General features: G+C 68.7%; 14 protein-coding genes. 12 read left to right on the top strand and 2 right to left on the bottom strand.

Going from position 1 to position 20,813, the window contains the following annotated elements:
• Window positions 1–140 precede the first annotated feature (140 nt).
• Genes ACF1AG_RS07675 through ACF1AG_RS07655 form a run of 5 tightly spaced genes read left to right on the top strand, consistent with a single transcriptional unit; the run spans window position 141 to window position 5,910 of the window.
• Window positions 141–1,133, top strand: a complete 993-nt coding sequence (locus tag ACF1AG_RS07675; RefSeq protein ID WP_359605667.1) for an ABC transporter permease subunit — start codon at window positions 141–143, stop codon at window positions 1,131–1,133.
• Window positions 1,127–2,008 (top strand): carbohydrate ABC transporter permease, encoded by an 882-nt coding sequence (locus tag ACF1AG_RS07670; RefSeq protein WP_359605669.1) that lies wholly within the window; start codon window positions 1,127–1,129, stop codon window positions 2,006–2,008. The genes ACF1AG_RS07675 and ACF1AG_RS07670 overlap by 7 nt, the downstream gene beginning before the upstream one ends.
• A 52-nt stretch (window positions 2,009–2,060) precedes the next feature.
• Window positions 2,061–3,716: an extracellular solute-binding protein gene (locus tag ACF1AG_RS07665; protein WP_359605670.1), complete on the top strand. Its 1,656-nt coding sequence runs from the start codon at window positions 2,061–2,063 to the stop codon at window positions 3,714–3,716.
• Complete coding sequence (locus ACF1AG_RS07660; protein WP_387795499.1) at window positions 3,713–5,230, top strand: xylan 1,4-beta-xylosidase; 1,518 nt, start codon at window positions 3,713–3,715, stop codon at window positions 5,228–5,230. Before ACF1AG_RS07665 ends, ACF1AG_RS07660 begins: the two co-directional genes overlap by 4 nt.
• Window positions 5,227–5,910, top strand: a complete 684-nt coding sequence (locus tag ACF1AG_RS07655; protein WP_391809470.1) for a hypothetical protein — start codon at window positions 5,227–5,229, stop codon at window positions 5,908–5,910. The genes ACF1AG_RS07660 and ACF1AG_RS07655 overlap by 4 nt, the downstream gene beginning before the upstream one ends.
• Before the next feature lie 14 nt (window positions 5,911–5,924).
• On the opposite strand, the gene ACF1AG_RS07650 is transcribed toward ACF1AG_RS07655, so the two are convergent.
• Together ACF1AG_RS07650 and ACF1AG_RS07645 are read right to left on the bottom strand one after the other, a co-directional pair.
• Complete coding sequence (locus ACF1AG_RS07650; protein ID WP_391809469.1) at window positions 5,925–7,883, bottom strand: alpha-glucuronidase; 1,959 nt, start codon at window positions 7,881–7,883, stop codon at window positions 5,925–5,927.
• A 119-nt stretch (window positions 7,884–8,002) separates the two neighbouring features.
• A complete protein-coding gene (locus tag ACF1AG_RS07645) occupies window positions 8,003–11,809 on the bottom strand; it encodes a GH92 family glycosyl hydrolase (protein ID WP_391809468.1) in 3,807 nt (1,268 codons plus the stop codon).
• A gap of 675 nt (window positions 11,810–12,484) precedes the next feature.
• Between ACF1AG_RS07645 and ngcE the strand changes: the two genes are divergently transcribed.
• The 7 genes from ngcE to ACF1AG_RS07610 all read left to right on the top strand — a co-directional run bounded on the left by ngcE (window position 12,485) and on the right by ACF1AG_RS07610 (window position 20,736).
• Window positions 12,485–13,828 (top strand): N-acetylglucosamine/diacetylchitobiose ABC transporter substrate-binding protein, encoded by a 1,344-nt coding sequence (gene ngcE, locus ACF1AG_RS07640; RefSeq protein ID WP_359605682.1) that lies wholly within the window; start codon window positions 12,485–12,487, stop codon window positions 13,826–13,828.
• Between the two features lie 7 nt (window positions 13,829–13,835).
• The gene (locus ACF1AG_RS07635; protein WP_391809467.1) at window positions 13,836–14,897 is read left to right on the top strand and encodes a carbohydrate ABC transporter permease; all 1,062 of its coding nucleotides are present in this window, start codon (window positions 13,836–13,838) and stop codon (window positions 14,895–14,897) included.
• Window positions 14,894–15,802 (top strand): carbohydrate ABC transporter permease, encoded by a 909-nt coding sequence (locus tag ACF1AG_RS07630; RefSeq protein ID WP_359605680.1) that lies wholly within the window; start codon window positions 14,894–14,896, stop codon window positions 15,800–15,802. Before ACF1AG_RS07635 ends, ACF1AG_RS07630 begins: the two co-directional genes overlap by 4 nt.
• Before the next feature lie 227 nt (window positions 15,803–16,029).
• Entirely contained in the window at window positions 16,030–17,241 is a 1,212-nt protein-coding gene (locus ACF1AG_RS07625) for an ROK family transcriptional regulator (protein WP_359601365.1), read from the top strand.
• 134 nt (window positions 17,242–17,375) lie between these two features.
• Window positions 17,376–18,476 (top strand): sugar ABC transporter substrate-binding protein, encoded by a 1,101-nt coding sequence (locus ACF1AG_RS07620; protein WP_359601396.1) that lies wholly within the window; start codon window positions 17,376–17,378, stop codon window positions 18,474–18,476.
• Window positions 18,477–18,652: 176 nt separating this feature from the next.
• Window positions 18,653–19,444: an ATP-binding cassette domain-containing protein gene (locus ACF1AG_RS07615; RefSeq protein ID WP_359601366.1), complete on the top strand. Its 792-nt coding sequence runs from the start codon at window positions 18,653–18,655 to the stop codon at window positions 19,442–19,444.
• Window positions 19,441–20,736: a sugar ABC transporter permease gene (locus ACF1AG_RS07610; protein ID WP_359601367.1), complete on the top strand. Its 1,296-nt coding sequence runs from the start codon at window positions 19,441–19,443 to the stop codon at window positions 20,734–20,736. The genes ACF1AG_RS07615 and ACF1AG_RS07610 overlap by 4 nt, the downstream gene beginning before the upstream one ends.
• Window positions 20,737–20,813 lie beyond the last annotated feature (77 nt).

Here is a 20,813-nt window from a genome sequence, read left to right as displayed (position 1 = left end):
ACTTCCGTACGGCCGCGACGTACCAGAAGTCGCCTGCGCACCACCCATTGACACCGCTTACTACGACTCATAAGTTGCCGCAAGTTACCGGTAGGCGCTCGAAAGTTTCGGTTCTGTGTCAGGCACGGGAGGCCCGGGCAATGAGCAGCTCCACCACGTCGGCTCCGCCTCCGGGCACCCAGGATCCGCCGCCCGCGCCCTCGCCTCGCCGACGCATCCGGTCGCCCTCGCCCACCGGCTGGCGGCGCGCGCTGCGCAAGGACTGGCAGCTCTACTCGCTGGCCGTGCTGCCGCTGCTGTTCTTCCTGGTGTTCCGCTACCTGCCGATGATCGGCAACGTGATCGCGTTCCGCCGTTTCGAGCCGGGCGGGTCGATCCTCGGCGAGTACTGGGTGGGCCTGCGCTACGTCGAGATGTTCCTGTCCGACCCGACGTTCTGGCAGGTCTTCCGCAACACCCTGTGGATCGGCGGGCTGACGCTCGTCTTCTGCTTCCCGATCCCCATCGTGCTCGCCCTGCTGCTCAACGAGGTCCGCCGCAGGTCGTTGAAACGATTCGTGCAGTCGGTGTCGTACCTGCCGCACTTCCTGTCCATCGTGATCGTCGCCGGCATCGCACTGCAGATGCTCGCCACGGACGGCCCGGTCAACCACGTCCTCGGCTGGTTCGGGCACGACCCGGTCCGGTTCATCCAGGAGCCCGACTGGTTCCGCACCATCTACGTCGGCTCCGAGATCTGGCAGACCGCCGGCTGGGGCACGATCCTCTACCTCGCCGCGCTCACCACCATCGACGAGGACCTGTACGAGGCCGCCCGGATCGACGGCGCGAACCGCTGGCGGCAGATCTGGCACGTCACCCTGCCCGGCATCCGCCCCACCATGATCACGCTGCTGATCCTCAACATCGGCACGTTCCTGGCCGTCGGCTTCGAGAAGGTCCTGTTGCTGTACAACCCGCTGACGTATCCCACCGCCGACGTGATCTCCACGTACCTCTACCGCACGGGTGTGGAGTCCAACAGCTTCAGCTACGCCGCCGCCATCGGCCTGTTCGAGGCGGTCATCGGCCTGGTGCTGATCACCTCGGCCAACCAGCTGTCGCGCCGCACGGTGGGGACGAGCCTGTGGTGAGCACGATCCGCCCCTCCCGGGGATACCGCGTCTTCCAGGGCGTCAACGGCGTGATCCTCACCCTGGTCGTGCTGGTCACGCTGTACCCCTTCGTCAACATCGTCGCCCGCTCGTTCAGCGGTGAGAAGGAGATCCGCGCCGGTGACGTGACGCTGTGGCCCAAGGGCTTCAACCTCACCACCTACGAGATCGTCTTCTCCGACTCGATGTTCTGGCGGAACTACGGCAACACCGTCCTCTACACGGTCGTCGCCACCGCCGTCGCCATGGTGCTGACCACCTGCTACGCGTATGTCCTGTCCAAGCACCACCTCAAGGGCCGCGGCGCGCTCGTCGGGATCGCCGTGTTCACCATGTTCTTCACCGGCGGCCTCATCCCCAACTACGTCCTGATCACCAGCCTCGGGCTGAAGAACAGCGTCTGGGCCGTCGCCCTGCCGAACGCGATCAGCGTCTTCAATCTGCTGGTGATGAAGGCCTTCTTCGAGAGCCTGCCGTCGGAGCTGGAGGAGGCCGCGCAGATCGACGGCCTCAGCACCTACGGCACCCTGCTGCGGATCGTGCTGCCGCTGTCCAAGGCGGTCGTCGCGACCATGGTGCTGTTCTACTCGGTGTCCTTCTGGAACTCCTGGTTCTCGGCGTTCCTCTACATGGACCGCACCGAGCTGATGCCGGTCACGGTGTATCTGCGCAACCTCCTCGCCGGCGCCACCGGAGGCACCGCAGCCGGCGCGGGGACCGAGAACCTCACCCAGGTCAACGCCAACATCCAGGCGGTCACGATCGTGCTCACCTCGCTGCCGATCTTCTGCGTGTACCCGTTCGTGCAGCGCTACTTCGTCTCCGGCGTGATGCTCGGCGCGGTCAAGGGCTGACGGCCGCAGCCACCCCACCCCCCCCAGTCCCCCCCACGTCACAGGAGTTCCCGTGAAGAACGACGGACAGCTCTCCCGGCGCCAGATACTCGCCGCAGCGGGCTTCATCGGCCTCGCCACCCTCACCGGCTGCGGCAGCGGCGGCGGCGAGGACACCAAGGACCTGTCGAAGAAGCGCACGGGCGCCATGAAGAACTACCGCGCGGGACAGCAGTTCAAGGCCACCGAACCGCTCACCTTCACCGTCCTGCACAACGACAACCCGGTCTACCCGATGAAGAAGAGCTGGCTGTTCTGGAAGGAGCTGTCCCGCCGCACCGGCGTCACCCTGGACGCCAACCCGGTCCCGCTGAGCGACTACGAGAAGAAGCGCAGCCTCCTCATCGGCGCGGGCGACGCCCCGCTGCTCATCCCCAAGACCTACCCGGGTGCGGAGACCGCCTTCGTCTCCTCCGGAGCGATCCTGCCGGTCAGCGAGTACACGGACCTGATGCCCAACTTCCGGGAGAAGGTCAGGAGATGGAACCTCCAGCCGGAGGTCGACTCGCTGCGCCAGTCCGACGGCCGCTACTACCTGCTCCCCGGCCTGCACGAGAAGGTGCGCCAGCAGTACTCGCTGTCCTTCCGCACGGACGTCCTGGACAGGCACGGTCTCGCCCTGCCCACCACCTGGGACGAGGTGTACACGACGCTGAAGGCGCTGCGTGAGGAGTACCCGGACCGCTTCCCCTTCACCGACCGCTGGAGCACCAACACCCCCTTCCCGGCAGGCGCGTTGTTCCAGTACCTCGGGCAGGCGCACGGCGTCCGCGCCGGCTGGTCCTACCTCAACACCACCTGGGACGCCGAGGCGGAGAAATTCGTCTTCACCGGCGCCACGGACGCCTTCCGCCAGGTCGTGGAGTACCTGCGCAAGCTGGTCGCCGAGAAGCTGATGGACCCTGAGAGCTTCACCCAGACCGACGAGGAGGCGGTGAAGAAGCTGCTGGGGGAGAAGTCCTTCGCGATCAGCGCCAACGCGCAGGAGCTGGTGCAGAACTACCGCTACAACCTCCAGCGGCAGGTCAAGGGCGCGACCATCGAGATGATCCCGGTGCCGCTCGGCCCGGCGGGCGAGGTCGTCATGGGCGGCGGACGCCTGGAGAACGGCTTGATGATCTCCAGCGAGGCCTTGGAGCGGGACGACTTCGTCGCCCTGATGCAGTTCGTGGACTGGCTCTGGTACTCCGACGCCGGCCAGGAGTTCTGCAAGTGGGGCGTGGAGAACACCACGTTCACCCGCTCCGGCGGCGCGGGATACCGGCTCGAGCCGGGCATCTCGCTCATGGGCTCCGACCCGGACGCCCCGAAGGACCTGCAGAAGGACTTCGGCTTCTTCAACGGCGTGTTCACCTACGGCGGCAGCTGGGCGCTGGTGTCCTCTTCGTTCAGCCCCGACGAGAAGAAGTTCACCGACGCGATGGCCGCCCGCAAGGAGCTGCCCACCGACCCGCCGCACCCGCTGCGCGCCGAGGAGCAGGAGCAGGCCACCCTCTGGGACACCCCGCTGAAGGACCACGTCACCCAGAACGCCCTGCGCTTCGTCCTCGGCAAGCGTCCCCTCTCCGAGTGGGACGACTACGTCAAGGAGCTGAAGGCGAAGAACATGGACCGCTTCATCGAGCTGCACAACCAGGCGTACGAGCGCTTCCAGAAGGAGAACGCGTGATCCACGTGCCCGCCGAGCCGGCCGGCCGGCTGTCCGACGCCTGGCGCGCCTGCGTCGGCACCGGCCGGCTCGACCTCGCCCTGCGCCGGGACTACCAGGACTCCCTCGCCCTGCTCCAGCGCGACATCGGCTTCCGCCGTCTGCGCGGCCACGGCCTGCTCAGTGACGGCATGGGCGTCCACCGCCCCTACGAGTGGCAGGGCTCCCGCCGCACCCACCACTCGTTCACCTACCTCGACCAGGTCTTCGACGCCCTCCTCGCCACCGGCATCCGACCCTTCCTCGAACTCGGTTTCATGCCGCGGGAGATGGCGTCCGGCACGCAGACGGTGTTCTGGTGGGAGGGGAACGTCACCCCGCCCGCCGACGAGAAGGAGTGGACCCGCCTGGTGCGCGAGGTCCTCACCCACCTGATCGACCGCTACGGCCTCGACGAGGTGCGCACGTGGCCCGTCGAGGTGTGGAACGAGCCCGACCTGCCCCCGTTCTGGCAGGACGCCGACGAGGCGGCCTACCACCGGCTGTACGAGGCGACGGCGCACTCCGTGAAGGAGGTGGACGCGGAACTGGCGGTCGGCGGACCCGCGCTGTCCCCGGCCGCCGACGGCTGGCTGGAGAGGTTCGCCGAGTTCGCCGAACACCGCGACGTGCCGGTGGACTTCGTGTCGCGGCACGCCTACGCCTCCGGTCCCGCGCAGAACGTCCCGTTCGGCACCCACCAGACCCTCGCCCCGGCGAGCACCCTGCTCGACCAGTTCGCCCAGCCGCACACGGCGCTCGCGGGCACCCGCCTGGCCGGACTGCCCGTCCACATCACCGAGTTCAACTCCTCCTACCGGCCGGACAACCTGATCCACGACACGGCGTTCCACGCCGCCTACCTCGCACCCGTGGTGGCGGCGGGCGGCGACCACGCCGACTCCTTCTCCTACTGGACGTTCAGCGACGTCTTCGAGGAGACCGGCATCCCCACCGCCCTGTTCCACGGCGGCTTCGGCCTGCTCACCCACCGCCAGATCCGCAAGCCGACCTACCACCTGTACGCGTTCATGGCGCGCATGGGGGAGGAGCAACTGGCACGCGGGGACGACCATTTGGTCACCCGCCACGCGGACGGCCGGATCACCGTCCTCGCCTGGGCCCCCGTCGACCCCACGGGAGGGACTCCCGGCCCGGACCGGCACACCCTGCGCCTGTCCCTCCCCGTGGCCGGCGACGGGCGCGGCGAGATGTTCGTGCGCCGCTCCTCCGTCGACGAGGAGCGCGGCAACGCCTACACCGCATGGCGGCACACGGGTTCCCCCCGCTCCCCGCGCCCCGCGCAGCTCGACATGCTGCACGAGGCTTCCGAGCCCGCCCGCAGCCACTCCCGGCTGCCCGTCGAGAACGGCCGGACCGACCTCACCGTCACCCTTGCCCGCCACGAGATCACCCTCGTCGAGCTGACCCCGGTGGACGACGAGACGCCGCCCTGGTGGGACGAGCGGCGGCTGCTCGGCGGGGACCCGGCGTGAGCACCGTACGCGCCGACGGCTTCGGCACCGGCCCGCTGTCCCGGGCCGCCGCCCTGATCCACACGCTCGTCACCGTCGAGGCCCTGCTGCTGCTCACCGCGGCGCCGGGCCTCGCCGGCCTCTTCCTGCTCGCCCCCGACCCCGCCAACCTGCCGCTGGCCGCCCTCTGCCTGCTGCCGCTCGGCCCGTCCGCCGCCGCGGCACTCCACGCCCTGCACCACCGCAGCGGCGACCTCACCGAACTCCGCCCGTCCCGCGCCTTCCTGCGCGGCTGGCGGCTGGGCGCCGTCCCCGCGCTGAAGCTGTGGGCGCCGCTGCTCGCCTGGCTGACGGTCATCGCGTTCACCCTCACCCACTTCCCGGCCACGGGGCTGCCCGGCTGGTGGGCGATCCTGCTCGCCGTGATCGGCATGGGCAGCCTGCTGTGGGGCGCCCACGCGCTGGTGCTGACCGCCCTGTTCGTCTTCCGCGCCCGTGACACCGCCCGCCTCGCCGCGTACTTCCTGCCGAAGCACCCACGCGCCACCCTGGGCGCCCTGTCCCTGCTGATCCTCACGGCCGCGGGCACCGCCCTGCTCACCGAGGCGCTGCCCGCACTGCTCGCCGCACCGCTGCTCCTGTCGCTGCTGCACGCCGCCCGCCCGGTGATCGAGGAGACCCGGGAGCACTTCACGGCCTGAGGCCGCACGGGCGCTCAGTGGATCGTGCGCCCGTGCGCGTCCGGCACCCCGGACTTGCGCAGGAAGTAGCTGTTGATCTGGTCCCGCCACTCCCGGGCGCTGCGCAGCTGCTCCTCGAACCGCACCGCCGCCCGCGCGTGCCGCTCCGGCTCCACCAGGTCCGCGAGGCCCGCCCACACCCGGCGGGCCTCCTCGGCCTCCTCCACGCCCTCGAAGTGGGTGTCGTAGATGTGCTGGATCACCGTCTTACCGCTGTGCAGCACATGGCCGTACGGGACGTGGTGGAAGAACAGCAGCAGCTCGTCGGGGCAGGTGCCAGGGGACTCGTAGAGCTTCGCCCACGGTTCCGCGTACTGCCCGGCGAAGCCGGTGCCGGTCGCCATGGAGCGGTCGACACCGATGCCGTCACGGTCGGCGAAGTGGTAGGTGCCCCAGGGGCTGTACTCGTAACCGTCCACGCTCGGCCCGTAGTGGTGGCCCGGCTGCACCATGAAACCCACGCCGAGCGGCGCCGTGTACTTCTCGTACGTCGCCCAGGAGCCGTCCAGGATCGCGTGCAGCCCTTCGGCCAGCCGGTCCGGGGCGCCCGGGTGGGTCAGCGCGATCCACTCGTCGAGCACGGCCCGCGGGTCCGCCGCCGGGTCCCACGCCAGCCGCCCGAACGTGTACAGGTTGGCCTGGGCGAGCGGATGGCCGGTCCAGAACCGGTCGTCGCCCGCGTTGGACACCGCGACCAGCTCGTGCGCGAGCCGCCCGGCGGGCACCTCGCCGTCCGGGCGGAACCGCAGCACTTCGCTCCACATCGGTCCCAGCCAGCACACGTGCTTCTGCTGCCCGGTGTACTCCTGGGTGACCTGGAGCTCCACCGCGAGCCGGGTGCCCGGCATCGCGCCGATCAGCGGCGAGACCGGCTCACGCACCTGGAAGTCCACCGGCCCGTGCTTCACCTGGAGCACCGCGTTGTCCGCGAACTCCCCGTCCAGCGGGGTGAAGTGGTCGTAGGCCGCCCTCGCCCGGTCGGTCGAGCGGTCCCGCCAGTCCTGGCGATGGTCGTAGACGAAGGCCCGCCAGTGCACCGTGCCGCCGTGCGGCTCCAGTGCCGCGGCCAGCATGTTCGCGCCGTCGGCGTGCGAGCGGCCGTAGGCGAAGGGGCCCGGCTGGCCCTCGGAGTCGGCCTTCACGACGTACCCGCCGAAGTCCGGGATCTCCTCGTACACGCGGGCGGTCGCCGCCGCCCACCAGTCGCGCACGGCCGGATCCAGCGGGTCCGCGGTGTCCGGCCCGCCCAGCAGCATCGGCGCGGCGAAACTGACGGAGAGGTGCGTGCGGATGCCGTACGGGCGCAGTGCACCGGCGATCGCGGCCACGTCGCCGGTCCGGTCGGTCAGCAGCCGCGCCTCCGTGGCGTGCACGTTGACGTTGTTGACGGCGACGGCGTTGATCCCGCACGCGGCCAGCAGCCTGCCGTACGCCCGCACCCGGCCGAGGCCGCCGCGCGCCTCGCCGTCCGCCCAGAACAGGGAGCCGCCCGCGTAACCGCGTTCGACCTGCCCCATCACCGGGTGCACGGCCACGTTGTCCCAGTGGTCCAGCATGCGGGTGGCGAGGGCGGGCCGGTGCGTGCGCGGCGCCAGGTCCCCGGCGAAGGCGTCCTCACCGAGCCGCACGACGTGGAACAGCCCGTACAGCAGTCCGCGCCCGCTCGGCGCGGTCAGCGTCGTGACCCCGTCCGTGCGTTGCAGTGCGTAGCTCTCGTCGGCCGGGCTGCCGCCGGTCACGTCCAGGACCAACTCGGCCGCGTCGCCGTCCCGGACCACCGCACCGCCGAACCGGGCGCACGCACCGGCGAGTTCACCGCGCACCGTGTCCGCCAGCGGATCCGGGCCGCTCCGGACGAGTGAACGGCGGGCGCCGACCGCGCGGAACGCGGCGTCGGGCAGCCAGGCGGCGTCGAAGTCCCCCGGGTCCGTCATGGCTCCATTCTGGTCCACCGGAGTGCTCCGGAGGTACCCGTCGGTGATCGAAAGCCGGGCGGAGACGGCAAGGAAAAGGCGGGCCCGGACCAGGTCCGGACCCGCCAGGGGAGCGCGGGTCAGCTCAGCAGCTCCACCTCCGCCAGCGTCGCCTCACCGGTCAGCACCAGCCGGTAGTGCTCGTACGGCTTCGGCTTCGCCACCGAGAAGACGCGGGTCTGCCGGTCCCAGCGGAAGGACTCGTCCGTCCGCCGGTCCAGGTCCTGCCACGTCTTCCCGTCCGCGGAGCCCTGGAGCACCCAGCCGGTGGGCGCCTCGGCGGCCTTGGAGGAGGTCAGCGTGTACTGCACCGCCGTGGCGGCCTTCTCCACGGGCAGTTCGGCCTCGGTCACCGCGGCGGCGGTCTCCGACGTGTTGTCGAACAGCGGACCCTCGCCCTTCACCGCGTCCTCGCGCGGGGCGGGCACCTCGTCGTCCTGGGTGATCGACACCGGCGCGGCCTGCTCGCCGGTGCCCCACGCCGACGGGCGCGGGCCCATGTCGAACTCGAGCACGCCGCCCTTGGCGATCGCCGAGTGCGGCAGCGCCGTGGAGTTCCACCGCTTGCCGTTGACCTTCAGGCCCTGCACGTACACGTTCTTCGCGCTGTTCTTCGGCGCCTTGACGACCAGCTCGCGGCCGTTCTCCAGGTGCACGGTGACCTTGGTGAACAGCGGGGAGCCGATGGCGTACTCGCCGCTGCCCATCACCAGCGGGTAGAAGCCGAGCGAGGAGAACAGGTACCAGGCGGACTGCTCGCCGTTGTCCTCGTCGCCGTGGTAGCCCTGCCCGATCTCGCTGCCGGTGTAGAGGCGGGACAGCACCTCGCGCACGTTCTTCTGCGTCTTCCAGGGCTGCCCGGCCGCGTCGTACATGTACAGGGCGTGGTGGGCCACCTGGTTGGAGTGGCCGTACATGCCCATGCGGACGTCGCGCGCCTCGATCATCTCGTGGATGACGCCGCCGTAGGAGCCCTTGAGGTCCGGGGAGGCCGTCTCGGGCGTGGAGAGGTACTCGTCGAGCTTGTCGGCGAGGCCCTTGCGCCCGCCGTACAGGTTGGCGAGGCCCCGGCTGTCCTGGGCGGCGGTGAACGCGTAGCCCCAGCCGTTGGTCTCCGTGTAGTCGTAGCCCCACACGCGCGGGTCGTACTCGGCGGATTTCACCCGCCAGTCGCCCTTGAGGTCACGGCCCTGGAAGAAGCCGGCCTCGGAGTCGAACAGGTTGACGTAGTCCTGCGCCCGGTTCAGGAAGTACGCCGACTCCTCCTTGTAGCGCCTGTCACCGGTCTCCTCGTACAGCGCCTCGCCCATCTTGGCGATGCCGTAGTCGTTGAGGTAGCCCTCCAGGGCCCACGACAGGCCCTCGTGGGTCTCGGTGCTGGTGTAGCCGAGGAAGGGCGAGGTCGCCATGCCCTTGCGGCCCACACCGGACGACGGGGGCACCACGGTGGCGTTCTTCACCGCCGCGTCGTACGCGGCCTTCGCGTCGAAGCTGTCGACGCCCTTGACGTAGGCGTCCGCGAAGGCGACGTCCGAGGAGGTGCCGGTCATCAGGTCCGCGTAGCCGGGGGAGGACCAGCGGGAGGTCCAGCCGCCGTCCTTGTAGTGCTGCACGAAGCCGTCGACCAGCTCACCGGCCTTGGACGGGGTGAGGAAGGAGTACGCGGGCCAGGTCGTCCGGTAGGTGTCCCAGAAGCCGTTGTTGACGTACACCTTGCCGTCCACGATCTTCGCGCCCGTGTGGGTCGGCGTGTCCTGCTCCGGCATCTTCGAGAACGGCGAGGCGTACTTGTACTTTCCGTCGACCTTCTCGAAGCCCGAGTTCGGGTACAGGTACAGCCGGTAGAGGCTGGAGTAGAGCGTGGTCAGCTGGTCCGGCGTGGCGCCCTCGACCTCGACCTTGCCGAGGATGCGGTCCCACTGGCGCTGCGCGTCCCGCTTGACCTTCTCGAAGGAGGTCTTGCGCCCGATCTCCTGGCGCAGGTTGTCCTTCGCCTGGTCCACGCTGATCAGCGAGGTGGCCAGCCGCAGGGTGACCGTGCGGTCCTTGCCGGGGTCGAAGCGCAGATATCCCTTGACGCCGCTCGCGTCGCCCTCGACGACCTTCTTGTCGAACTCGCCGTGGACGAACAGCCGGGTAGCGCCCGTGGACAGCCCGGACTTGACGTCCGAGTAGCCCGTGAAGGTGCCGTTCTCCTCGTCGAGGGTCAGGCCGGCCTGGTCGGTGACGTTGTCGAAGAGCACGCTCGCATCGTCGCCGGGGAAGGTGAAGCGCATCACCGCCGCGTGGTCGGTCGGTGCGATCTCGGCCTTCAGGCCGTTCTCGAACCGCACCCCGTAGTAGTACGGCCGAGCGGTCTCGTTCTCGTGCCGGAACGCCAGTTCGCGCTCCTCACGGCCCAGGTCCGGGGTGCCGGAGGCGGCCGACGGCATCACCTGGAAGGTCTGCCGGTCGCCCATCCAGGGGCTCGGCTCGTGGCTCGCGCTGAACGCCTGGATCGTCGGCAGGTTGTCCGCGTTGTTGCCGCGCGCGTAGTCGTACAGCCAGCTCAGCGAGCCGGCGTTGGTGACCGGGGTCCAGAAGTTGAACCCGTGCGGCACGGCCGTCGCGGGGAAGTTGTTGCCACGCGAGAAGCTGCCGCTGGAGTTGGTGCCCCGGGTCGTCACCGCGTAGTCGGAGAGATGGGCCTTCGGCCGCTCGGGCTTGACCGGCTTCAGCGACACGTCGTCGAGCCAGCCGCGGAACTTGGTCTCGCCCTTGGGGGAGTCGTACGCCACCAGGATCCGGTCGACGGTCTTGCCGGCGGCCACCGAGCCGATCCGGGAGACGACGTTGTTCCACTGGTTGACGTAGAGGATCTTCGACGCGCCCTGGCCCTGCGGGGTGAGCGGGAATCCGTGCTGGTCGGTGGCGCGCAGGTCGCTCAGATAGGTGCCGTCGGTGAAGGCGAGGTCGACGGAGACGTTGGTGGAGTCGTAGTCGAGGTCGCCGTCCGCCATCGACGGGAAGATACGGTACGACAGTTCGGTGTTCCGCTCGACCTTCGTGTTGACGTCGAACACCTTGTTGTACGAGTACGCCCGCCCGTCGCCGGTGTGCCGGCCGGCGTAGCGCAGGGCGCGCTTGCCGGTGAACCCGGCGCCCGCCTTGGCCGTCGGCGAGCCGGTGGGGCCACGGTCGACCAGCGACAGCATGTCCTGCGGTATCGGCGCCTCGTCGTCACCCGTGGAGAACTGGACGTCGGCGAGCTGGACTATGCCGCCGCTGCCGTTCTTGGTGATCTCCAGCCGGAAGTGCTGGTACTCGGCGACCGCGGAGGGGTCGATGTCGTAGATCCTGGTCTGGAAGCGTTCCGCGAACGTCTCGCCCGAGCGGGTGTCGAGGGTCTGCCAGTCCTCGCCGTCGGTGGAGCCCTTGAGGGTCCAGTCCCTCGGGTCGCGCTCGGCGGCGTCGTTGGCGGACGTGAGGGCGTAACGGAGCACCTTCACGGGGGCGTCCAGGTCGAACTCCACCCAGCCGGTGGACTCGAACGCCAGCCACTTGCTGCCGGGTTCGCCGTCGACGAGGTTCTCCTTCACCTCCCCGCCGCCGGTGTTCTCCGCGCTGGCGCGGACGCCCGTGACATGGTCGGTGACGTTGCCCGGGATGCCCGAGCTGTAGCCGCCGTCCACGCCCGAGGCGCGCTTCTCGCCGCCCCGCGTGGTCTCCACGGTGTTCAGCCAGTCCGGGGCCGGGTCCCCGGACTCGAACGACGAGGAGAACTCCCGGTCGGTTTTCGGCGGCGCCTCGGGCAGCGCCACGGCGACGCCCTGTGAGCCCGCGGCCAAAGCGAAGGCGGTCGTCGCGACGACCGCCGTTCCCCATCTGTGCCGAACCCTCTGTTGCATGCGCGAGCACCCTCCCTGCGCTGGACAACGTTGTCAATTGCAGTGCGCAAGGACCAGTAGTGGGTCAAGTGGACTGTGATGTCAAGGGGTTGATTGTGGCATTCGCAGGCGATGGCGCGGACTTTTCCGTTGCGTAAGGTGCCCGAGGCTCTTATTTCCGCGAGGTCTCAACTCGGAAAAGACGTACGGGGAACCTTGCATTCGATCTTGCTCCGTCGGCGTGAAGTGGACTATACCTGTCGGCACTCCGGGGCAATCTTCACCGCACCCGACCAGTACCAGCCGCACTTCCTGCACGACCCAGCTTGACCCGAACGCGGTGCCGGGAAGGATCCGGTTCACCGCCTGAGTCCTGGAGAAGGCGAGGACTTGAGCATGGGATCCACTTCCGGCGTAGGCCATTGCGATCTGATCAGGCGGAGTGCGACCACCGCTCCGGCCCCGGCGGCTTCCGGGCCGGCATCGCTCAGCTGATCACCGGCGCCGCACCGCGGCTCCGAGACGACGGCGACAACGCCCCACGTGCGGCCGGTACAGGACCGGTCCGGCCACGGCGGGCGCACACGCAGCACACCCGTACCGAGCCAATCGATCAGTGAGGATGCAGAGATGACCATTCGTGCCGGCTCTCTTGACAGGCGGACGCTCCTGCGCGGGGCCATCGCCACCGCGGCGGTGGGATCGTTCGCGGTTGCGTGCAGCTCTCCCTCCAGCAAGGACAGCGGCGGCGGCAGCGGCCCGAAGGGCGAGAAGAGCGCCACGAACCCGTTCGGTGTCGCCGCGAACTCCACGGTCGAGGCGGCCATCTTCGACGGCGGCTACGGCACCGACTACGTCGACTACACCAACCAGGTGCTCGGCAGCCAGGTCAAGGGCCTCAAGGTCCAGGTCAAGCCGGTCGTCGACATCGCCCCCCAGCTCCAGCCGCGCTTCGTCGGCGGCAACCCGCCGGACCTCATCGACAACTCCGGTGAGGACCAGATCGGCTTCCTGGGCATCCTCGACCAACTGGAGGAACTGGACGACCTCTTCGAGGCCGACACCTACGAGGGCAAGAAGATCGCCGACATCGTCTATCCCGGCGTCAAGGCCCCCGGCACGTTCAGGGACAAGTTCGTCGCGCTCAACTACGTGATGACCGTGTACGGCGTCTGGTACTCGAAGACGCTGTTCGAGGAGAACGGCTGGACCCCGCCGAAGACCTGGGACGAGGCGCTCGACCTCGGGCAGCAGGCGAAGAAGAAGGGCAAGTACCTCTTCGTCCACGGCAAGGAGGCGGCCACCTACTACCGCACGCTCCTCATCGACTCGGCGATCAAGGAGGGCGGCGACGAGGTCCGGCTCGCCCTGGAGAACCTGGAGAAGGGCTGCTGGTCGCACCCGGCCGTCCAGGGCGTCATCAAGGTCATGGAGACCATGGTCAGGCAGAAGATGTTCGTCCCCGGCGGCTCCGGCACCCAGTTCCAGAAGGCGCAGGCGATCTGGAGCAACGACCAGAAGGCGCTGCTCTACCCGTCCGGCGGCTGGATCGAGAACGAGATGAAGAAGGCCACGAAGGCCGACTTCCAGATGACCGGCTTCCCGTCGATGACGCTCACCGACAAGCCGGCGCTGCCCTACGAGTCGCTCCGCGCGGCCGCCGGTGAGCCGTTCATCGTGCCCAGGCAGGGCAAGAACCCCGCCGGCGCCAAGGAAGTGCTGCGGGCGATGCTGTCGGAGAAGGCGGCCGCCAACTTCTCGAAGACGAAGCTGGCCCCGACGATCGTCAAGGGCACCGTGCCCGCCGACGGTTACGGATCGACGGCCCTCGTCTCCCAGACGACGATGCTGGAGGCCGCGGGCACCAACATCTTCAACTACATGTTCGTCGAGACCTACGGGATGAACACCGACCAGTTGGTGCCGTGGAACTCGTTCCTCGCCGGTGACCTCGACGCCAAGGGACTGACCTCGGCCCTGCAGAAGATCTCCGACAAGGTCCGGGAGGACGACTCCGTCGACAAGGTCAAGGTCAGCTAGCACCGCGATGAAGGACACCATCCCCACTGCCGAGACCGCGAGCCGCCGGCCCGAGTCGGCCGCTCGCGGCGGGCGGCCACGGCGCCGCAAGCTCACGTTCGACCGGGTGACGTTCTTCCTCGCGTTCCTCGGTGTCCCGCTGGCCATCTTCGTGATCTTCGTCCTGATCCCGTTCGGCCAGGCGATCTTCTGGGCGATGACCGACTGGCGCGGCTTCAGCCCGGACTACAACTTCGTCGGCTTCGACAACTTCACGAAGATGTTCCAGGACGACATCTTCCTGAAGGCGTTGCGCAACGTCGCACTCCTCGCGGCCTTCGTGCCGCTGGTGACGCTGACGCTCGCCCTCGGGGTCGCCGTGGCCATCACCCTGGGAGGGCCGGGCAAGGGCCCCGTCCGAGGGATCCGGGGAGCGTCGTTCTACCGGATCGTCTCGTTCTTCCCCTACGTCGTGCCGGCGATCATCGTCGGTCTGATCTGGGCGCAGATGTACGACCCGAACGCCGGGCTGCTCAACGGCGTCCTCACGGGCCTCGGCCTCGACCGGTTCGACACGTTCGCGTGGCTGGGCGAGAAGACGACGGCGATGCCGGCGGTGATGTTCGTCATCATCTGGGGGCTCGTCGGGTTCTACGCGGTGCTCTTCATCGCCGCGATCAAGGGCGTTCCCGCCGAGCTGTACGAGGCGGCGCGGATCGACGGGGCCGGCCGGCTGCGCACCACGGTCTCGATCACCCTGCCGGCGATCCGGGACAGTGTGCAGACGGCATACATCTACCTGGGCATCGCCGCCCTCGACGCGTTCGTCTACGTCCAGGCGATGGTGCCGAACGGCGGCCCGGACAACTCGACCCTGACGATCAGCCAGCGTCTGTTCAACGTCGCCTTCGCCAAGCAGCAGTTCGGCTACGCCACCGCGATGGGCGTCGTCCTCGCCGTCGTCACCCTGGTGTTCGCGGCGCTGGTGTTCCTCGTCAGCCGCCTCACGGGTGGCGGCGAGGGTGAGAGCAAGAGGAAAGCACCTGGGTCCAGAGCTCGGGGTGCCGCAGCCGAGGGAGGTGCCGGGTGAGCGTCGTCGCCGCCGACCGGAAGCCGGTCGGTGACCGTGAACCGGCGAGAGACCGGAAGCTGACGCGCGTCGCCGTGAGCAGCGACCGCAGATTCGCGGCGATCTCGCACGCCCTGCTGGTCCTGTGGTCCGTGATCGTGATCGTGCCCATGCTGTGGGTGCTGATGTCGTCGTTCAAATCGACCGGTGAGATCCTTTCGTCGCCGTTCTCGCTGCCGGATCACTGGCGGATCGAGAACTACGCGAACGCGTGGACCGACGCGAACATCGGAAGGTATTTCCTGAATTCCGCGATCGTCGTGGTCTCGGCACTGATCCTGGTGATGCTGCTCGGCGCGATGTGCGCCTACATTCTCGCCCGGTTCGAGTTCCCCGGCCGCCGGCTGATCTACTACGTCATGCTCGCCGGCCTGACTTTTCCGGTCTTTCTGGCGATCGTTCCGCTTTTCTTCCAGTTGCAGAACTTCGGGCTGCTGAACACGCGTCCAGGGCTGATTCTCACCTATGTCGCGTTCGCGCTGCCGTTCACGATGTTCTTCCTCTATTCGTTCTTCCGGTCGCTGCCCCACGACGTGTACGAGGCCGCGCTGATCGACGGTGCCGGGGACTGGCGGGCGTTCTTCCAGGTGATGCTGCCGATGGCCAGTCCGGGAATGGCGGCGGTGGCGATCTTCAATTTCCTGGGGCTGTGGAACCAGTTCCTGCTGCCGGTGGCGCTCAACACCGACCAGGACATGTGGGTCCTCACCCAGGGCATGGCCGCGTACGCGTCCTCGCAGGTCTACGACATCGACTACGGCGCCCTGTTCGCGGCGATCGTGATCACGGTGGTGCCCGTACTGATCGTGTACTGCGTCTTCCAGCGGCGGATCGCCGGTTCGGTGTCGCAGGGGACCTTCCGCTGACGCCCACCGCCGCTCCACCCGTCGTGCACAGGGGTCCGGCCCCGGAGGGACAGTCCTCCGGGGCCGGACCCCTGTGGCGCACCGCGTAGTCGGCCGGACACGGCCTGGAACCGATTTCTGTCAAGGTCTTGACGGCACTGGGCGATTCAGCGGAGCTTGGACTTCATAACTTGTACAAGGCCTCGTCACCCCCGGGTGACGCGGGCCAGGGATGAGGGTGAGAGTCAATGGAGACTCCGGGGTCGCAGTCGTCGCTGCACCGGGCCAACCTGGAGCGGGTCGTCCGAGCAGTACGTCTGGCGGGTTCCCTGACCCAGGCGGAGATCGCGAGGACGACCGGCCTGTCCGCGGCCACGGTCTCCAACATCGTCCGGGAACTGAAGGAGCACGGGACGGTCGAGGTCACCCCCACCTCCTCGGGGGGACGCCGGGCCCGCAGCGTATCGCTGAGCGGGGACGCCGGCATCGTCATCGGGGTCGACTTCGGCCACACCCACCTGCGCGTCGCCGTGGGCAACCTGGCCCACCAGGTCCTCGCGGAGGAGGCGGAGCCGCTGGACGTGGACGCCTCCTCCTCGCAGGGCTTCGACCGGGCGGAACAGCTGGTCAACCGGCTGATCGAGGCCACCGGCGTGGACCGGTCCAAGGTCGCGGGCGTCGGTCTCGGCGTGCCGGGACCGATCGACGTGGAGTCCGGCACGCTCGGGTCCACCGCGATCCTGCCCGGCTGGTCCGGGACCCGTCCCGCCGAGGAGCTGCGGGGGCGGCTCGGCGTGCCGGTGCACGTGGACAACGACGCCAACCTGGGCGCCCTCGGCGAGATGGTCTGGGGGAGCGGCCGGGGTGTGCGCGACCTGGCGTACATCAAGGTCGCCAGCGGTGTCGGCGCCGGCCTGGTGATCAGTGGGAAGATCTACCGAGGCCCGGGCGGCACGGCGGGGGAGATCGGACACATCACCCTGGACGAGTCCGGCCCGGTCTGCCGCTGCGGCAACCGCGGCTGCCTGGAGACCTTCACGGCCGCGCGCTACGTGCTGCCGCTGCTCCAGCCCAGCCACGGCACGGACTTGACCATGGAAGGCGTCGTGAGGATGGCCAGGGACGGCGACCCGGGATGCCGTCGGGTGATCGCCGACGTGGGCCGCCACATCGGCAGCGGTGTGGCCAATCTGTGCAACCTCCTGAACCCGAGCAGGGTCGTGCTCGGCGGTGATCTCGCGGAGGCCGGGGAGCTGGTCCTGGGCCCCATAAGGGAGTCCGTGGGACGCTACGCCATCCCCAGTGCCGCGCGCCAACTGTCCGTGCTTCCAGGGGCACTTGGGGGGCGCGCCGAGGTGCTCGGCGCCCTCGCGCTGGCGCTGGGCGAGATGGGTGATTCGACCCTTCTGGACGGAACTGCGACGGGGTCCCTCGCCGCCTCCACTCCTGCCTTCACTTAGAGAACGGATGGCACCGTTGCCATCTCGTTAAGGATTTACTTCTTGACGTCGCACGTGCGGCCGAGTTGACTTCCAGCCACCTCGGCCGCAACGACGCGGCCTCGTCAGGGAGGTTTGTAGAAGTGAACACGCGTATGCGTCGTGCCGCCTTCGCCATCGCCGCGGGTGCGATGGCCGTCTCGCTCGCCGCCTGTGGCAGCGCCGCCGAGTCCGGCGACAAGAGCGACTCGGGCGACTCCGCCGCCAAGGGCGACAACATCAAGGTCGGTCTGCTCCTGCCGGAGAACCAGACCGCGCGGTACGAGAAGCTCGACAAGCCCTTGATCGAGAAGAAGGTCAAGGAGCTCACGAACAACAAGGGCGAGGTCGTCTACGCCAACGCCAAGCAGGACGCCAGCCTGCAGAACCAGCAGGTCGACACGATGGTGACCAACAAGGTCGACGTCCTCATCGTGGACGCGGTGGACTCCAAGGCCATCGCCGGCTCCGTGAAGAAGGCCAAGGACGCGGGCATCCCCGTCGTGGCCTACGACCGCCTCGCCGAGGGTCCGATCGACGCCTACACGTCGTTCGACAACGTGACCGTCGGCAAGACGCAGGGCGAGGCCCTGCTCAAGGCGCTGGGCGGCAAGGCCAAGAGCGGCCAGATCGTCATGATGAACGGCTCCTCCACCGACCCGAACGCGGCCATGTTCAAGGAGGGCGCGCACTCCGTCCTCGACGGCAAGGTCAAGATCGGGCGCGAGTACGACACCAAGGAGTGGAAGCCCGAGAACGCCAACGCCAACATGGAGGGCGCCATCTCCGCCCTCGGCAAGGACAAGATCGTCGGCGTCTACTCCGCCAACGACGGCATGGCGGGCGGCATCATCACCGCCCTCAAGGCCGCCGGCCTGAAGAACATCCCGGTCACCGGCCAGGACGCCGAGCTCGCGGGCGTGCAGCGCATCGTGACCGGCGAGCAGTACATGAGCGTCTACAAGCCGTACCCGCAGGAGGCGAACGTCGCCGCGGAGATGGCCGTCGCGCTGGCCCAGGGCAAGTCGCTGGACTCCATCGCCAAGGACAAGGTCGACAGCCCCACCGACAAGGGCATCCCGTCGGTGATCGTCCCGGTCGTCTCGCTGACCAAGGACAACATCAACGACACCGTGATCAAGGACGGCATCTACACCGTCCAGGAGATCTGCACGGACAAGTACAAGGCCGCCTGCGACGCGATCGGCCTCAAGTAAGCAGTCCCGCACCCCGTGACCAGGGGAGTCCGTAGACCCGGACTCCCCGACGGGACGACTGCCCAGCGCTTCCGCCGGCGCCCCGCACACACCAGCCCCGCAAGCTACGCGGGGCGCCGGACGGAACACCCCCCAATCCCTTGCACAACCTCCCGCCGGGTCAGGCGGCGAAGGAGATGGTTCACGTGTCCGCTACGCCCGTGCTGGCGTTGCGCGGGGTCTCCAAGCGGTTCGGTGCCGTCCAGGCGCTCACCGACGTCGAGCTTGAGGTCCACGCCGGTGAAGTGGTCGCCCTGGTGGGCGACAACGGAGCCGGAAAGTCCACGCTGGTCAAGACGATCGCCGGCGTGCACCCCATCGATGAAGGCGTCATCGAGTGGGACGGCAAGCCGGTCCAGATCAACAAGCCGCACGACGCCCAGAGCCTGGGCATCGCGACGGTGTACCAGGACCTCGCGCTCTGCGACAACATCGACGTCGTCGGCAACCTCTACCTGGGCCGGGAGCTGCGCAGGCGCGGCATCCTGGACGAGGTGGAGATGGAGCGCCGCTCCCGCGAGCTCCTCGACACCCTGTCGATCCGCATCCCCAGCGTCCGCATCCCGATCGCCTCGCTGTCCGGTGGTCAGCGCCAGGTGGTCGCCATCGCCCGGTCCATGCTCGGCGAGCCCAAGCTGGTCATCCTGGACGAGCCCACCGCCGCCCTCGGCGTCGAGCAGACCGCGCAGGTCCTCGACCTGGTCGAGCGGCTGCGCGAGCGCGGCCACGCGGTCATCCTCATCAGCCACAACATGGCCGACGTGAAGGCCGTGGCGGACAAGGTCGCCGTCCTGCGCCTCGGGCGCAACAACGGCGTCTTCGAGGTCAAGTCGACCTCGCAGGAAGAAATCATCTCCGCCATCACGGGCGCCACGGACAACGCCGTGACCCGTCGTGCGGCGCGCACCAATGGGGAGATCAAGAAGTGAGCACCGAGAAGACCTCCACCCCCACCGCCGAGGACCACTCCGCGGCGAACCCCGACGCGGCCGCCAAGGCCGTCACCGCGGTCGACCCCCGGCTGCTGGTGCGCGAGCAGGGCCTGGCCGGCTACCTGAACGAGTTCAAGCGGAAGATGAAGGCGGGTGACCTCGGCTCCATCCCCGTGGTGGTCGGCCTGCTGGTCATCTGGGCCATCTTCACCAGCCTGAACGGCAACTTCCTCACCGCCGGCAACTTCTCCGACATGTCCGTCGCCATGGTCGGCACCGGCATGATCGCCGTCGGCATCGTCTTCGTCCTGCTGCTCGGCGAGATCGACCTGTCGGTCGGTTCCGTCAGCGGTGTCGCGGGCGCCACGTTCGCCGTGCTGAACATCACGCACGGCATGAACGAGATACTCGCGCTCGTGCTGGCGATCCTCACCGGCACGGTCGCCGGCGCGATCCACGGCTTCTTCTTCGCCAAGATCGGCGTCCCCGCCTTCGCCGTCACCCTGGCCGGCCTGCTGTTCTGGCAGGGCTTCATGCTCCAGGTCCTCGGTGACAACGGCACCATCAACCTGGACTCCGACGGCCTGGTCGTCAAGCTGACCAGCTACTACTTCACCGACGTGGCCGCCGCGTACGGTCTGGCGCTGTTCGCGACCGTGGCGTACTTCCTCACCGCGTTCTTCGACAACCGCCGCCGCGAGGCCGCCGGGGTGCCCTCCCGTCCGCTGAACGAGATCATCGTCCGTACGGCGCTGCTCGCGGTCCTGGCCTTCGCCGTCGCGATCGTGTTCAACCAGTACAAGGGCCTGCCGCTGGCCGTGGTGATCTTCCTGGCCTTCCTGGTCCTCACGGACTTCGTGCTGCGCCGCACCGCCTACGGCCGCAAGGTGTTCGCGCTCGGCGGCAGCGTCGAGGCGTCCCGCCGTGCGGGCATCAACGTGGAGATGGTCCGGATCTCGGTCTTCGCGATCGCCGGCACCTTCGCCGCGATGGGCGGTCTGTTCGTCGCCTCGAAGATCGCCTCCGCCAACCAGGGCGCCGGTACCGGTGAGTTCCTGATGAACGTCATCGCCGCCGCGGTGATCGGTGGCACGTCGCTCTTCGGCGGTCGTGGCCGCACCTGGAACGCGCTGCTCGGTGTGATGGTCATCGTGTCCATCCAGTACGGGCTGGCGCTGGAGGGCATCGCCTCCCCGGTGCAGTACATGATCACCGGTGGCGTGCTGCTGGCGACGGTCGTCATCGACGCCGTCACCCGGAAGACGCAGAAGACCGCGGGACGCGCCTAGGCCTAGTCGTTCGGCCGCGGGCCGGTTCCGGCCGGCCGCGCCCACGCGGCGGAGCCCCCGTCGATACGGTCCCGTGC

This window comes from Streptomyces sp. NPDC014764 (assembly GCF_043082785.1).
Lineage (GTDB): Bacteria > Actinomycetota > Actinomycetes > Streptomycetales > Streptomycetaceae > Streptomyces > Streptomyces althioticus.
This window is presented reverse-complemented; position numbering and strand designations above follow the sequence as displayed.

Bases quoted from the DNA above. Each gene is read 5' to 3' on its own strand.
- ACF1AG_RS07650 (WP_391809469.1), bottom strand. From the start codon at position 7,883: ATGACGGACCCGGGGGACTTCGACGCCGCCTGGCTGCCCGACGCCGCG.
- ACF1AG_RS07620 (WP_359601396.1), top strand. From the start codon at position 17,376: ATGCGTCGTGCCGCCTTCGCCATCGCCGCGGGTGCGATGGCCGTCTCG.
- ACF1AG_RS07635 (WP_391809467.1), top strand. From the start codon at position 13,836: ATGAAGGACACCATCCCCACTGCCGAGACCGCGAGCCGCCGGCCCGAG.
- ACF1AG_RS07615 (WP_359601366.1), top strand. From the start codon at position 18,653: ATGGTTCACGTGTCCGCTACGCCCGTGCTGGCGTTGCGCGGGGTCTCC.
- ACF1AG_RS07625 (WP_359601365.1), top strand. From the start codon at position 16,030: ATGGAGACTCCGGGGTCGCAGTCGTCGCTGCACCGGGCCAACCTGGAG.
- ACF1AG_RS07645 (WP_391809468.1), bottom strand. From the start codon at position 11,809: ATGCAACAGAGGGTTCGGCACAGATGGGGAACGGCGGTCGTCGCGACG.
- ACF1AG_RS07675 (WP_359605667.1), top strand. From the start codon at position 141: ATGAGCAGCTCCACCACGTCGGCTCCGCCTCCGGGCACCCAGGATCCG.